Origin of the sequence: Frigoriflavimonas asaccharolytica (genome assembly GCF_013294015.1) — a bacterium.
GTDB lineage: Bacteria > Bacteroidota > Bacteroidia > Flavobacteriales > Weeksellaceae > Frigoriflavimonas > Frigoriflavimonas asaccharolytica.
In genome coordinates this window covers 126,245-140,026 of the sequence record NZ_JABSNO010000003.1, presented here as the reverse complement: position 1 = coordinate 140,026, position 13,782 = coordinate 126,245, and the positions used below count along the sequence as shown (strand labels likewise).

The 13,782-nt window shown below is 32.2% G+C and carries 13 protein-coding genes; 5 read left to right on the top strand and 8 right to left on the bottom strand.

All coding sequences use genetic code 11. From position 1 onward, the window contains the following. Positions 1–49: 49 nt before the first annotated feature. Positions 50–940, bottom strand: coding sequence for a GTPase Era (gene era, locus HNQ03_RS03030; RefSeq protein ID WP_173778176.1), 891 nt, complete (start codon positions 938–940; stop codon positions 50–52). 234 nt (positions 941–1,174) lie between these two features. On the opposite strand from era, the gene HNQ03_RS03025 reads away from it, so the two are divergent. Together HNQ03_RS03025 and alr are read left to right on the top strand one after the other, a co-directional pair. After that, positions 1,175–2,314, top strand: a complete 1,140-nt coding sequence (locus tag HNQ03_RS03025) for a M20 metallopeptidase family protein (RefSeq protein WP_173778175.1) — start codon at positions 1,175–1,177, stop codon at positions 2,312–2,314. Continuing rightward, positions 2,304–3,467: an alanine racemase gene (gene alr, locus HNQ03_RS03020; protein WP_173778174.1), complete on the top strand. Its 1,164-nt coding sequence runs from the start codon at positions 2,304–2,306 to the stop codon at positions 3,465–3,467. Before HNQ03_RS03025 ends, alr begins: the two co-directional genes overlap by 11 nt. Positions 3,468–3,564: 97 nt before the next feature. Here alr and HNQ03_RS03015 read toward each other — a convergent pair whose 3' ends face one another. The 5 genes from HNQ03_RS03015 to HNQ03_RS02995 all read right to left on the bottom strand — a co-directional run bounded on the left by HNQ03_RS03015 (position 3,565) and on the right by HNQ03_RS02995 (position 8,057). Continuing rightward, positions 3,565–4,332: a class I SAM-dependent methyltransferase gene (locus tag HNQ03_RS03015; RefSeq protein WP_173778173.1), complete on the bottom strand. Its 768-nt coding sequence runs from the start codon at positions 4,330–4,332 to the stop codon at positions 3,565–3,567. Between the two features lie 15 nt (positions 4,333–4,347). Then, on the bottom strand, positions 4,348–5,160 hold the full coding sequence (gene map / locus HNQ03_RS03010; RefSeq protein ID WP_173778172.1) for a type I methionyl aminopeptidase: 813 nt from the start codon (positions 5,158–5,160) through the stop codon (positions 4,348–4,350). 82 nt (positions 5,161–5,242) lie between these two features. Further along, complete coding sequence (locus HNQ03_RS03005; RefSeq protein WP_173778171.1) at positions 5,243–5,674, bottom strand: BT0820 family HAD-type phosphatase; 432 nt, start codon at positions 5,672–5,674, stop codon at positions 5,243–5,245. Between the two features lie 88 nt (positions 5,675–5,762). Further along, positions 5,763–6,740: an acyl-ACP desaturase gene (locus HNQ03_RS03000; RefSeq protein WP_173778170.1), complete on the bottom strand. Its 978-nt coding sequence runs from the start codon at positions 6,738–6,740 to the stop codon at positions 5,763–5,765. A 138-nt stretch (positions 6,741–6,878) separates the two neighbouring features. Next, on the bottom strand, positions 6,879–8,057 hold the full coding sequence (locus HNQ03_RS02995; protein WP_173778169.1) for a THUMP domain-containing class I SAM-dependent RNA methyltransferase: 1,179 nt from the start codon (positions 8,055–8,057) through the stop codon (positions 6,879–6,881). A gap of 30 nt (positions 8,058–8,087) precedes the next feature. Between HNQ03_RS02995 and HNQ03_RS02990 the strand changes: the two genes are divergently transcribed. Both HNQ03_RS02990 and HNQ03_RS02985 read left to right on the top strand, forming a co-directional pair. Continuing rightward, on the top strand, positions 8,088–8,840 hold the full coding sequence (locus HNQ03_RS02990; protein ID WP_173778168.1) for a class I SAM-dependent methyltransferase: 753 nt from the start codon (positions 8,088–8,090) through the stop codon (positions 8,838–8,840). Then, on the top strand, positions 8,837–9,526 hold the full coding sequence (locus HNQ03_RS02985; protein WP_173778167.1) for a ZIP family metal transporter: 690 nt from the start codon (positions 8,837–8,839) through the stop codon (positions 9,524–9,526). The genes HNQ03_RS02990 and HNQ03_RS02985 overlap by 4 nt, the downstream gene beginning before the upstream one ends. A 54-nt stretch (positions 9,527–9,580) precedes the next feature. Here the strand turns inward: HNQ03_RS02985 and HNQ03_RS02980 are convergent, their stop codons facing one another. Beyond that, on the bottom strand, positions 9,581–11,017 hold the full coding sequence (locus HNQ03_RS02980; RefSeq protein WP_173778166.1) for an OmpP1/FadL family transporter: 1,437 nt from the start codon (positions 11,015–11,017) through the stop codon (positions 9,581–9,583). A 24-nt stretch (positions 11,018–11,041) separates the two neighbouring features. Beyond that, positions 11,042–12,118, bottom strand: a complete 1,077-nt coding sequence (locus tag HNQ03_RS02975) for a prolyl-tRNA synthetase (protein WP_173778165.1) — start codon at positions 12,116–12,118, stop codon at positions 11,042–11,044. A 139-nt stretch (positions 12,119–12,257) separates the two neighbouring features. Here HNQ03_RS02975 and proS point away from each other — a divergent pair, with 139 nt between their 5' ends. Continuing rightward, positions 12,258–13,733 (top strand): proline--tRNA ligase, encoded by a 1,476-nt coding sequence (gene proS, locus HNQ03_RS02970; protein ID WP_173778164.1) that lies wholly within the window; start codon positions 12,258–12,260, stop codon positions 13,731–13,733. Positions 13,734–13,782: the final 49 nt, after the last annotated feature.

Genomic DNA, 13,782 nt, shown 5'->3' with positions numbered 1-13,782 from the left:
TAATCAAAAATAGTAAAAAGGTTTAAATTCAAAAAAAGCTTTGGAAATACTAAGAGTATCCAAAATTCTTTAGATCTCTGTCATTTTTCCTCCAATCCTTTTTCACTTTCACAAAAAGACTTAAATGTATCTTTTTTCCAAAGAATTTCTCTAAATCTAATCTTGCTTCAGTACCTACTTTTTTTATCATTTCACCTTTGTGCCCAATGATAATACCTTTTTGAGAATCTCTTTCTACGTAAATTACCGCCTCTATCACAATAGCGTTGTCTTTTTCTTTGAATATTTCTGTAACTACTTCTACAGAATATGGAATTTCTTTCTCGTAATTTAAAAGAATTTTCTCGCGAATAGCTTCGTTTACGAAAAAACGTTCTGGCTTATCCGTCAATTGATCTTTGCCGTAATATGGTGGACTTTCTGGCAACATAGATTTTAATTTCGGTAAAATCAATGCAGTATTAATGGCTTCTTTTGCGGATATCGGCAATATTTCTGCCTTTGGAATCCGCTCATGCCATTCTTCTATTATTTTCTCTAAATTTTCTTGAGTAGAAACATCTATTTTATTTATTAAAATAAGCACAGGAACTGGTATTTTATTCAATCTATCAATTAAATAAGCATTCGCTTCCGTCTCATCTGTAATATCAATAATAAATAGAAATACATCTGCATCCTGTAAAGAATCTTTCACAAAATCCATCATTTTTTCTTGCAAGCCATATTTTGGTTCCATCACTCCAGGAGTATCAGAGAATACAATTTGCAAATCTTCTTCATTATAAATTCCGAAAATTCTATGTCTTGTAGTTTGTGCCTTTTGCGTAACAATAGCCAATTTTTCGCCCATTAAATTGTTGAGCAAGGTGGATTTCCCAGCGTTTGGTTTCCCTACTATGTTTACAAATCCGGCTTGATGCTTTTTAGAATTTTCCAATATTTTCGTTTTCTTTAATGAATATTTAATTTCACAAAGTTACTGAAATTATGAGTAAACTATAATATTTTAGCAGCTAATTAGTGCATTTCATTTGAATTTTTAATCAGCAAAAAAATATATTATTGCCGCGTAAATTTAGAATTGACAGATAATTTTCTTATTTTTGAGAAATAAGTGTTCAATTTGTTGGTAATCTTCTTGAATTGAACCTTCAAATTCTAACAAAAATAAATGTCCAAAACACTTTTCAAAAATTTAGAGCTCATTCGCAAAGACCTTCACAAAAATTTTGCTGAATTATCAACACAAGAATTCCGAACTTGCCAGAAAATATTTGATTATCTAATAGAAAATACAGACGCAAAAATTTCTAAAGTAGGGGGAACTGGCATTATCGCAACTTTTGAAGGTAAAAAAAAAGGTAAAACAATAATGCTTCGTGCAGATATTGATGCATTGCCAATAACAGAAACCAACGATTTTGAGCACAAATCTACAGATCCAAAAGTTTCTCATAAATGTGGACATGATGGACATACGACGATTTTATTAGCCGTTGCAGAATTGCTGACAGAGAAACCAATAAATAAAGGCAAAATAGTTTTACTTTGGCAACCTGCCGAAGAAAACGGAACGGGCGCGAAAGCTGTGATGGCAGATAAAGTATTCAAAAAATTGAATATAAATCAGGTTTTTGCTTTACACAATTTGCCAGGAATTCCACTTAATAAAATAGTATACAAATCTGGAGCTTTTACCGCAAATGTGAGAAGTTTAATAATAGAATTAAACGGCAGAACAGCACATGCAGCAGAACCAGAACATGGCGAAAATCCCGCATTAGCGATTTCCGAAATTTTACAATTTTGCGAAAAATTGACAGAAAAAGATGTAAAAAAAGACAAATTCTTTTTAATTACCCCTATTTATTCGGAGTTTGGAACAAAAGATTATGGTATTTCTGCAGGAAGTGGAGAATTACATTTAACCATTAGAAGTTGGGATCCAAAATGGTTTGATAAACGTGTAGAAATTTTGCAAAACTATTTAGATCTAATCGCTGAAAAATATTCTTTAAAAATTAAAACATCGTGGACACAAGAGTTTTTCTCTAATCAAAACGATAAAAATGCGGTGAAAATAATTAAAAAATCTGCGGAGAATTTAAATTTAAATCATCAAAAATTAGAAAATCCTTTTAAATGGGGAGAAGATTTTGGATTGTTTACCCAAAAAATTTCTGGGGCAATGTTTGGTATTGGTTCTGGAGTAGATTGCCCAGCTTTGCATAATCCAGATTACGATTTTCCAGACGAAATTACAGAAACTGCCGCTACTTTATTTTATAAAATTCTTGAAAATGCAATCTAAACTAAAAACTACTTCTTGGCTAGAATTATCTAAAAGCGCATTGAAGAACAACATAGATTTCATCCAAAATATGTTGGGCGAAAAAACTATTTTATCTTCTGTAGTAAAAGGAAATGCTTATGGGCACGATATAGAAACCTATTGCCAACTTGCATATGATTGTGGAGTTAGGCATTTTTCTCTTTATGGAGCTCAAGAAGCTGAAAGATTTTTAAATGCTATCAATGGTGATTATACTCTTTTGATTTTAGGAAATTTAACTAAAACAGAAATGATTTGGGCCATAGAAAATGGTGTAGAATTTTATATCATCAATATTTCATCGCTGGAAAGAGCTTTGAAATGTGCCAAAAAACTATCAAAATCTGCGAAAATTCATTTAGAATTTGAAACAGGAATGAACCGGACTGGTATAGATTTTTCTCGTTTGGAGAAAGTAATTTCATTAATAAAGGAAAATGAAAATTTATTAGAAATAAAAGGTGTTTGTACGCATTTAGCAGGTTCTGAAAGCGTTACGAATTTTAAGAGAATTGCTGACCAGATAAAAGTATTTAAAAAAATAAAAAAGAGATTTGCTACAGAAGAGCATTTGAAACCGCTATATCATGTTGCTTGTTCCGCTGGAATTCTTCGGTACCCAAAGTATGTTTTTGATATGGCAAGAGTTGGAATTTTGCAATACGGATATTTTCCAAACAACGAAACTTTTATATATTACGCATTGAAAAATAAAATTCAAGAAAATCCTTTGAAGCGTGTAATTTCTTGGAAAACAAATATTATAGAAACCAAAATTGTGAAAGCGGGTGAATTTATTGGTTATGGTACCGCATTTTACACCAATATTCCTACAAAAATAGCCATCTTACCAGTTGGTTATGCTTTTGGCTATGCTAGAGGTTTAAGCAATCAGGGTAAGGTTTTAATAAATGGAAATCGGGAAGATGTGATTGGTACGATAAATATGAATATGCTAACTATTGATATTACGAATCTGCCCAATGCAAAAATTGGCGATGAAGTGGTTTTAATAGGTAAACAAGGCGATCAAGAGTTGACAGTTTCTTCCTTTAGCGAATTTAGCAATCAATTAAATTATGAACTTTTAGCAAGATTGCCAATGGATATCGAACGCAGAATTGTGGATTAATTTAAATAAAACGTATTCAACTTACACACAAAATGCCATAAAACTTTTTTTAAATTTCAATTAAAAGAAGTTTTAAATTTTGACTTCTTAAATTTCATTAATTTTTATAGACCACTGGCAAAATTTCGTTTTTCATCAATCCAAATTTTTCAATTTCTTCAGATGAAAATTTTTGAGAATAATATGAAATTTCTGTTTGAAATCCTGAATTTCGCAACCTATCAAAATAATCTAAACCATACCAACGAACGTGATCATACTGTCCGAAATGTTTCTGACGTTCTTTCGGATCTGTGATTGTAAAATCTTCAAAAGTTTTGGCTAAAGAATTTTTCATCGGAACTTGAAAAATGCCCCAACTTCCTTTTTTCATCACTCGATAAAGTTCGCTCATTGCCTTTGCATCGTCTTCTATATGTTCTAAAACATGATTGCAGAAAACAACGTCATAAGTTTCATCCGCAAATGGTAAATTCAAAATATCTGCTTTCACATCTACAATTGGCGAATATAAATCTGCAGAAGTATAGTCCAAATTTTTCATTTTTTTGAATTTGCGAAGAAATTCTTGCTCTGGGGCAATATGCAAAACCTTTAAATTTTTTGTGAAAAATTCAGTTTCATTTTCAAGAAAAAGCCACATCTGGCGGTGACGTTCCAAACTTAAAGTTCCGGGCGAAAGCGCGTTTTCACGAGATTTTCCGTAACCATAAGGCAAAAATTTTCGGTAAGAATTCCCATCTATAGGATCTGTAAATTTATTTCCTTTAAAAAATAGAATGATCAAGGGACGAAAAAAAACACTTAACGAGATGAGAAAAGGTCTTGGAATTTTATTTAAAATAAATTTAGAAATTTTTTTCAAACTAAAGTTTTAATATTAAGAAAAATCATAAAAGAAAGGTTCTTCCTCATCACTTTCTATTCCCAAAGCTTCATAAATGAATTTAAATGTGGAAAGTAAAACTGGTTTTCCGTTTATAACGGCCACATTATGCTCAAAATGTGCAGATGGAGAATTGTCTAAACTTGTAACCGTCCAACCATCACTATGGAATTTCACTTTATCTGTTCCAAGATTTATCATGGGTTCAATCGCGATTGTCAAGCCATCTTTTATCACTTTTCCACTTCCTCTTCTTCCATAGTTTGGAACCGATGGATCTTCGTGCATTTCTTTTCCCAATCCATGTCCTACCAATTCTTTCACTACACCATATCCATTATTTTCGCAGTAAGATTGTATCGCGTAAGAAATATCTCCTATTCTCTTTCCGCGCACACACTGCTCGATACCTTTGTACAATGATTCTTTAGTTATTTTCAATAATTTTTTAGTTTCCGGTTTCGCATTTCCTACTTCAAAAGAATAAGCATGATCTCCGACATATCCATTCATCAGTACGCCACAATCTACAGAAAGAATATCACCTTCTTCCAATGGTTTTTCATTTGGTATTCCATGCACAACTTCTTCGTTTGGCGAAATGCATAAATTTTTTGGAAAACCATACAGGCCTAAAAATGCAGGAACGCCACCATTATCACGGATAAATTCTGCACCTAGATTGTCTAAATGCAAAGTTGTGCATCCTGGTTTTATTTCTTTTGCGAGCATACCCAAAGTTTTAGAAACCAATTGCGCACTTTCTCGCATGATATAGATTTCTTCTAGGGATTTTAATTTGATCATTTAATAAATTTAATAATGTGAAAATTTAAAAGAGATACAATTGTTATATTGCGAAACTCGTAAATTTTAAATTGTTTTAATACTACCAGAAAAGACCTTTTTTCTTCTCTTTTTTCATTTTAGAATAGGCAAGAACTTCATTACCTTCTACACGAAATTCAATTTTATCTGTGATGATATTATAGATTTCTCCCCAACCAGGAAATCCACCTAAATTACGATCATCTATAAAAAGATCTGCATCTATTTTTCTAGATTGTGATTGAATATCAAATACTTCTCCTTCAAAACTGGAATTGATGGCATAAAATATCAGGCCATTATCTTTGCAAAATTCTACAGCTTCATCCAAATATTTTCCACTTCTGTAGGTCCATAAAATTAATCTATATCCTTCAGATTGTAATTTTTTTAAAGTTTCAAATGCGAATGTTCTCGGCTTTCCTATACCTGGGTAACCGTCATGAACTACGGTACCGTCAAAATCAATTGCTAATTTTTTGTTGCTTTTCATACTTTGAGTGTTTGAATTGCAAATATACGAAATAAAAAAAGTGATGGAATAAATCCATCACCTCTATATTATCTTTATGAAAAAAATATTAGATTGCCACCCATTTAAAAGTACAATCTCTATCTGGCGTTGCCATTCTTTCCGTAATTTTTTGTAATCTTTTCGGTAGTTTCATCAGATATTCTTGTGCTTTTTGTGCCTTCTCGCTCAAACCATCGATATGTTCAATTTTCCAATCTTGCAAAAGATCGCTCAATATATTGATGTAATCCTGACCAGTATAAACGGAACATCTTTGTGCAGCATCCGAAAAATGCTCCCAAAGTTCACCAGCTTTTTGTCCGGATTGACGCATTAAATGTGCAGGCATTACAATTTTATTTCTCATCATTTCTTCAAACGCAATCATCATTTCTGATGGATCTAATTTGAAAATTTCTTTTACAAAGTGAGAATATGCTTTTGCGTGTCTGGCTTCATCTGCAGCAATTAGACCACACATTTGAGCCAATTTTTTGTTACCAGATTGCTTTGCTAAAGTTCCTACTCTTCTATGTGAAATATTAGTTGCTGTTTCTTGAAAGCTTGTATAAACAAAGTTTTTGTAAGGATCGTTTGCAGTACCTAAATCAAAGCCATCTGCGATTAAATATTGCGTAGTAACTTCCATTTCTCGCATATTTACTCTTCCACACAAATACAAATATTTATTGAGTAAATCTCCATGTCTATTTTCTTCAGCAGTCCAAGATCTTACCCATTTAGACCAATTATTACCATTGTGTTGGTCTATACCTTCTATTCCCATAATCCAAGTTTCATAGGATGGAAGAGCTTCTTCGGTAATGCAATCTCCAATCAATGTTACAAAAAGATCATACGGCATTTCTCTTGCAAATGTTTGCAACTCCTCAACTTCATACTGGAAATTGGAACTCGTTGGATCTGGAAGATAATCCGAAGGTTGCCAAATTTTTTCTATAGGTGTCAGAAAATCATTGATGTAGCCCATCACGTTTCCGTCTAGCATTTTCATCACTTCTTTCCTAACTAATTTTTCGTACATACGCTCTTATTTTAAAATACAAAGATAAAATTTATAATACTATTTTCAGCATAATAGATTTAATTTTAGCCTTAAAAGTTTATTAAATTCCTCTGATTTGGAAATTTTGTATAAATTTAATGTTTTTTCTATTAAATATTAAGATTCTTCCTCTTTTTTATCTTCAAATTTATGCGTTCGTTTGGTGCCTTCGTACATTTCGTATTGCAAGAATCTGCATTCTAATTTCCCATTAAATAGTTTAATTTTTCTACTCGGTCTTAAACCAACTTTTTTCAAGGCATCCAAATCTGCAGATATAAACCACGCCAATGTATTTGGGTATTTATGCTTGAAGGTATCTCCAATTTTTTGATAAAAATCTGTATCAGAAATTTCTAAACGCTCGTCGTAAGGCGGATTGAATACAATGTGCAATGGGAAAAGTTCTTTTTTACTTTCAAAGAAATCTTGTTGCCTCACCTCTATCACATCTTCCATCTCCGCATTTCTAATGTTAATTTCTGTAGCTGCAATCATCTCTGGATTAATATCATAACCAACAATTTTACCTGTGAAATCTTTTAATTTATTTACTCTTGCTTCTTTTATTTCTGTAAACAAAGCATGATCATAATTTTTCCAATTTTGAAAAGAAAATTCTTTTCGGAAAATTTGTGCAGGCAGATCCATCGCTATCATTGCAGCTTCTATTAATAAAGTTCCAGATCCACACATTGGATCCAAGAAATTGCCTTTTCCGTCCCAACCAGAAAGTTGCAACATCCCAGAAGCCAAAACTTCATTGATGGGTGCATCTCCATGATCTTGTCTGTAACCTCTTTTGTACAAAGCATCTCCGGAAGAATCCAAAGAAATAGTCACTAATTCTCTATCAATATGTAAATGAAATTTTATTTGTGGATTTTTCGCATCTACATCTGGTCTGGAATTGTATTTTGCCTTGTAATAATCTACAATAGCATCTTTCATTTTCAAAGACATATACTGAGAATGCTTAAATCTCTCCGAATATACGGTTGCATCTATGGCAAAAGTTTGGTCTATATCTAAATATTCGTCCCACTCAAATTTGACTAATTTATCATAGAAACGATCTTCGTCCCATGCTTTAAAAGTCATTAATGGAACCATTATCTTCAAAGCTGTTCTCGCGGAATAATTAATTTTGTATAGAAAGCCAAGATCTCCTTCGCAGTTTACGGCTCTATTTTTAATCTCTACGTTTTTCCCGCCCAGTTTTTTTATCTCTTCTGCAAGGATAGGTTCTAATCCGAAAAATGTTTTTATCTGAATTTGTAAGTTATCTGTATTCATAGTTTTGCAAATTTAATCTATTTTTGCAAAATGACTTGGTTTAAAAATTGGTTTAATACACCTTATTATCATATTCTTTATAAAGACAGGGATTTTGCAGAAGCAGAAAATTTTATTTCATTGTTAGTCAAAGATTTAGATCTAAAAAACGGTTCTAAAATAATTGATTTGGCTTGCGGAAAGGGAAGACATTCTCTTTTCTTATATAAATTGGGATTTGACGTTTTGGGATTAGATTTATCTGAAGAAAGCATCAATCACAACAAAATTTTAGCAGAAAAGTATGGAGCAAGTTCTAAAGTATCCTTTGAAGTTCATGATATGCGTGAACCAATTTTTGGAAAAATCATCACTGAAAAAGTAGATGCTGTGTTCAATCTTTTCACAAGTTTTGGCTATTTTGAAAGTTTGGAAGATGATGAAAAAGTTTTCCAATCCGTGGATGGAATCTTAAAAGATAGTGGCTTTTTTGTTTTAGATTTTTTAAATGAAACTTTTGTGAAAAATAATTTGCAAGAGGAGCATACAATCGTAAAAGATAACATCACTTTTAAAATTTCTAAAAGAATTGAAAATCAACATATAATAAAAGATATTAGATTTACAGACAATGGACAGGACTTTCATTTTTTCGAAAAAGTGAAATTGCACACAGAAAATGAAATAGAAATGATATCGAAAAAATTTAACTTTGAAAGAGTAAAACTGTTTGGAGATTATCAATTAAATAATTTTGACAATCAAATTTCACCAAGGTGCATTACTATATTTAAAAGAAAATGATTGCAATACTATTAATATCGAGTGTTTTTATTGGTATAATGCTTGGTAAATTTTTTGGACAGCAGAAAAAATTGGCAAAATTTATTCTAATTTTAAGCGCAGGATTTCTAATCACAGTCTGTCTAAACGAAATTTTTCCCGAAATTTATCTTTCTGGAAAACCACATATCGCATTTTTTGTAATAGGTGGCGTTTTGCTGCAAATGCTGTTAGAAATATTTACAAAAGGCTTTGAACACGGGCACTTTCATCATCCAACGGAAGAAGGAATTTTACCCATAACTTTGATGTTTGGATTATTCATACATGCATTTATAGAGGGAATTCCACTTGCAGATGAGAGCACACTATTCTCGCCATTTTTGCAGGGAATATTAATCCACAATATTCCTATTTCTTTTATATTAGGTGCTTTTTTATTTAAAAATAAAAAATTCAACGCTACATCTTGGATTATTATTATTCTTTTTGCCTTGGCATCACCTTTAGGAATGTTTTTAGGCAAATTTATCAATCCAGAATACCAAACATATTTTCTAGCAATAGTAGCTGGTATATTTCTGCATATATCTTCTGTTATTATTTTTGAGAGCAATAAAAATCACAATATAGATTGGGAAAAAACTGGAGCAGTGCTGTTAGGAATTGCTGCGGGATTTTGTTTGCATTTTTTTCATGTACATTAATAAAAAAAGCTCTGGAAAAATCCAGAGCTTCATAATTTAATACCAATTTTTATTTTAGAATTTCCAACCAAGCGTTAAAGAAAATAAATTTCTTTTGTTTTCTACTTGAGAAACCGCGGATACTGGATTTGTAGCATCAAAATCTTGCGAATAGTAGCCAGTTCCTATTTGACTAGGAGTCCCAACAGTACCTGCAAGAAAAGGGCTATCATATTTAGAATTAATGTTTTGATATGCAGCATCTAGAAAAAACGATTTCCAATCATATCCAATTCCTGCACCAATTGTATTTCTACTTCCTAAAAATAAATTATCAGATGATGCTGTTCCCGCAATTCCTGCAGCATTGTATGCAGATAGAGAAATTTCATCAAACGGATTTGCTGCATAAGCGTATCCACCTCTCAAACGCAATGCCTTAATTCTATATTCAGCACCAACTTTAATTTCCGAAGTATTTTTAGAATTTTCTTTAAAGAAATCATTTAGTTCTTGTTCAGCAGGACCTTGATTTTTATATTTAGATTTAGTAACCCCAATTGTATAATCTACATTTACTGCAAAATTTTTGGTAGGAACTAGCGAAGCGCTTAATATTGCCTTCATTGGTGTAGTTAATGTTCTATCTTCTGTGAAATTCTCATATGAAATAAAACCAGAATTATCTTCATAATATTCTGAAAAAACCCTCTGAATATTCCAGAATGTTGGCGATTCTATAGCTGCACCAAGTCTCAAGGTATTGGTAATTTTTCCAATAACCCCAACATTCGCAGAAAACCCACTACTAGATTCGGAAAAAGGGGTAAATTGCTTGTCAAAATTTGTAACAGAATTATCTAGATCCAAACCAAAAGCAGCAGAATCGTATTGTGTAACTTCTGCGGAATGGATATTTAATCCAATTCCTACATACAATCTATTGTCATAATTTGCACCTACTCCAATTCCTAACTTAGATAAATTTCCTGTTCTATTGTAAGCGTGTCTTAGATAAGATAAATTTCCAGTCACTGCATTATTATTAGAATCTAATAAATTTTTCTGCAATTTGATATTAGAATTACCAGGTGTTTCTACATAATTATCTAAATTTTGACTTGTGTAATTAATTCCCACGTTTACAAACTTCCAAGGAGATTCCGTCAACAATTGAAATGTTGTAATACCACTAAAATTACCATCTGTATTGGTATTTTTATAACCAAAAGAATTCCCCTGTAAATTACTTGTATTTTTATAATTGTCTACTACCAGAGTTCCAGAAAAACTTCCTGAGATTGCAACACCCAAACCTGCAGGATTGTTTAGTAAAGATGTTCCATCTCCGCCTAAAGCTCCAGTAGAACCTACCATTGCATTATATTTAGCAGAACCTTGCATAGCTCCATTTGAATATACATCGATTGTATTAGTAATTGTAGAAGCATCTTGAGCATGTATAAAATATGCTACGGAAATACTGCAAATAATTAAAGATTTTTTTAACATGTGTTGAATATTATTTTAATAAAATTATCTTCTGAAACCGCCAGATCTTGATCCTCCGCTAGAACTTCCGCTGCTAGAACTTCCACTGGACCTAGTACCAGAATTATAACTACCAGAATTTGAATTACTTCTAACTGGCGAAGATTGTTGCGTTGGACGTACGTTAGTATCGTTTCTGTAGGAATTGTTTCTCGTATTATTCGTCGATGGAGTTTGCTGTGTAGATGGATTTCTAAATCTAGGAACAGAATTACCATTTGTAGAATTTTGCATAGACTGATTTCTATATCTTGGCGTATTGTTGGTTCTCTCTCCTACTCTGTTAGAATTTTCATTTCTAAATCTTCCGTTGTTTTGATTATTAGCATTTCTAAAGGCGTTAGAATTCTGCTTATTTCCATTTTGAATGAAGCCATTTGAATTAGAATTATAAACTCTACCATTTGCTCCGCTTCTTTTGTATCTTATTGCGTTTCCATAATATCCATTGCCATAAAAATTATTTCCAAATAATCCGTTTCCGTAATATCCTCCATAAAAATTGTTGTAAGGATTAAATCCGAAATAAGAATTGTAACCATAACCCCAAGGTGAACCCCAGTAATTATTATATCCAAAACCTCCCCATCCATAATTTCCAAATCCAATACCGTATCCGAAACCTCCGCCCCATCCGAAACCTCCGCCAAAATTATTATAGCCAAATCCCCATGGAGAATTCCATCCATAAAAATTGTTGTTATAATAATTTAGATCACTTCCTGCAAAAGAACCCCAATCAGAATCCGTAGCATTTGAGTTCGAATTTGAATTCCAATCTTGGTATCTGCTATCTTGTTCTTGTGATACCATTTCACTATTTGAGATAACAGACGAAGTATTTTGATAATCATAGTAATCACCTACCACATTTCCTTCGTTGTTGATGATTACACCTTGTGGGAGTGTATCCGTATTTGGATCATAGTAGACACCGTCTGTTTCTGTGTATCCTCCCATTTGCGTGCCGCAAGAAATAAGGAGAAAACTGCTAGCCATAATATATAATGCATTTTTCCTCACTATTTTTAAGCTATCGTAGAGTAAATTTATATTTTTCATCTTGAAAAAGTTTTAATTAATTTATATTTGCAATTAATACAAAAAATATTCCAAACTATTAATTGGAAATTTTTATAAAAATACTACTTTATTTTTAGATTCGATTAATCTAAAATGTTAAATTATAAATTGATTTATTATGGCAAAATTAACAGCAAGAAGTGAAGATTACAGCAAGTGGTACAATGAACTTGTTGTGCAAGCAGATCTTGCAGAAAATTCTGGAGTTCGAGGTTGTATGGTTATCAAACCATACGGTTATGCAATCTGGGAGAAAATGAAGGAGGAATTGGATAGAAAATTTAAAGAAACTGGGCATCAAAATGCATATTTTCCTCTATTTGTACCAAAGAGTCTTTTTGAAGCTGAAGAAAAGAATGCAGAAGGTTTTGCAAAAGAGTGTGCAGTTGTAACGCACTACAGATTAAAAACCGATCCTAACAATCCGCAGAAATTAATTGTAGACCCAGATGCAAAATTAGAAGAAGAGCTTATCGTAAGACCTACTTCTGAGGCAATCATTTGGAGTACTTACAAAAATTGGGTTCAAAGTTATAGAGATTTACCAATTTTAATTAACCAATGGGCAAACGTTGTGCGTTGGGAAATGCGAACACGTTTATTTTTGAGAACAACAGAATTTCTTTGGCAAGAAGGACATACTGCACATGCAACTTCTGCAGAAGCTGTAGAAGAAACTGAAAAGATGATTCACGTGTACGCAAATTTTGTACAAAATTTCATGGCTGTTCCTGTGATTAAAGGATTGAAAACCGACAGTGAAAAATTTGCAGGAGCTGAAGAAACCTATTGCATAGAAGCAATGATGCAAGATGGAAAAGCTTTGCAAGCTGGAACTTCACATTTTCTCGCGCAAAATTTTGCCAAGGCATTTGATGTGAAGTTTACCAATAAAGAAGGGAAAATAGAATACGCATGGGCAACTTCTTGGGGAGTTTCTACAAGATTGATGGGTGCTTTAATAATGGCACACTCAGATGATAAAGGATTGGTATTGCCACCACTACTTGCGCCAATTCAAGTTGTGATTGTTCCAATTTTTAGGAATGAAGAGCAACTAGCAGAAATTGATAATGTCGTTTTTGATATAAAAGCAAAATTAGAATCCAAAGGAATTTCTGTGAAATATGATAATGACGATCAAAATAAACCAGGCTGGAAATTTGCAGAATACGAATTAAAAGGTGTTCCAATTAGATTGGCGATTGGTCCTAAAGATTTGGAAAATAAATCTGTAGAAGTTGCAAGAAGAGATAATCTTACAAAAGAAGTTCAACCTTTAGAAAATTTAGACACTTATATAGATGAACTTTTGAAAACAATACAAACAGATATTTATACAAAAGCAAAAGATTTTCAACAAGATAATATCACAAAAGTAGATACTTACGAAGAATTTAAAAAAGTACTACAAGAAAAAGGAGGTTTTATTTCTGCACATTGGGATGGTACTCCAGAAGAAGAAGAAAAAATAAAACAAGATACAAAAGCAACTATTAGATGTATTCCATTGGAAAATCCTTTAGAAGATGGAGTTTCATTAATTTCTGGTAAAAAGTCGATTCAACGTGTAATTTTCGCTAAATCATATTAATAAATTGTGAATAATAGATAAATATCTACATGATATTAAATTTCTATAC

Excerpts from the sequence above, each read along its gene's own strand:
- proS (WP_173778164.1), top strand. The coding sequence starts at position 12,258 with ATGGCAAAATTAACAGCAAGAAGTGAAGATTACAGCAAGTGGTACAAT.
- HNQ03_RS03005 (WP_173778171.1), bottom strand. The coding sequence starts at position 5,674 with ATGAAAAGCAACAAAAAATTAGCAATTGATTTTGACGGTACCGTAGTT.
- HNQ03_RS03025 (WP_173778175.1), top strand. The coding sequence starts at position 1,175 with ATGTCCAAAACACTTTTCAAAAATTTAGAGCTCATTCGCAAAGACCTT.
- HNQ03_RS03000 (WP_173778170.1), bottom strand. The coding sequence starts at position 6,740 with ATGTACGAAAAATTAGTTAGGAAAGAAGTGATGAAAATGCTAGACGGA.
- HNQ03_RS02995 (WP_173778169.1), bottom strand. The coding sequence starts at position 8,057 with ATGAATACAGATAACTTACAAATTCAGATAAAAACATTTTTCGGATTA.
- map (WP_173778172.1), bottom strand. The coding sequence starts at position 5,160 with ATGATCAAATTAAAATCCCTAGAAGAAATCTATATCATGCGAGAAAGT.
- HNQ03_RS02985 (WP_173778167.1), top strand. The coding sequence starts at position 8,837 with ATGATTGCAATACTATTAATATCGAGTGTTTTTATTGGTATAATGCTT.
- HNQ03_RS02975 (WP_173778165.1), bottom strand. The coding sequence starts at position 12,118 with ATGAAAAATATAAATTTACTCTACGATAGCTTAAAAATAGTGAGGAAA.
- alr (WP_173778174.1), top strand. The coding sequence starts at position 2,304 with ATGCAATCTAAACTAAAAACTACTTCTTGGCTAGAATTATCTAAAAGC.
- HNQ03_RS02990 (WP_173778168.1), top strand. The coding sequence starts at position 8,088 with ATGACTTGGTTTAAAAATTGGTTTAATACACCTTATTATCATATTCTT.
- HNQ03_RS02980 (WP_173778166.1), bottom strand. The coding sequence starts at position 11,017 with ATGTTAAAAAAATCTTTAATTATTTGCAGTATTTCCGTAGCATATTTT.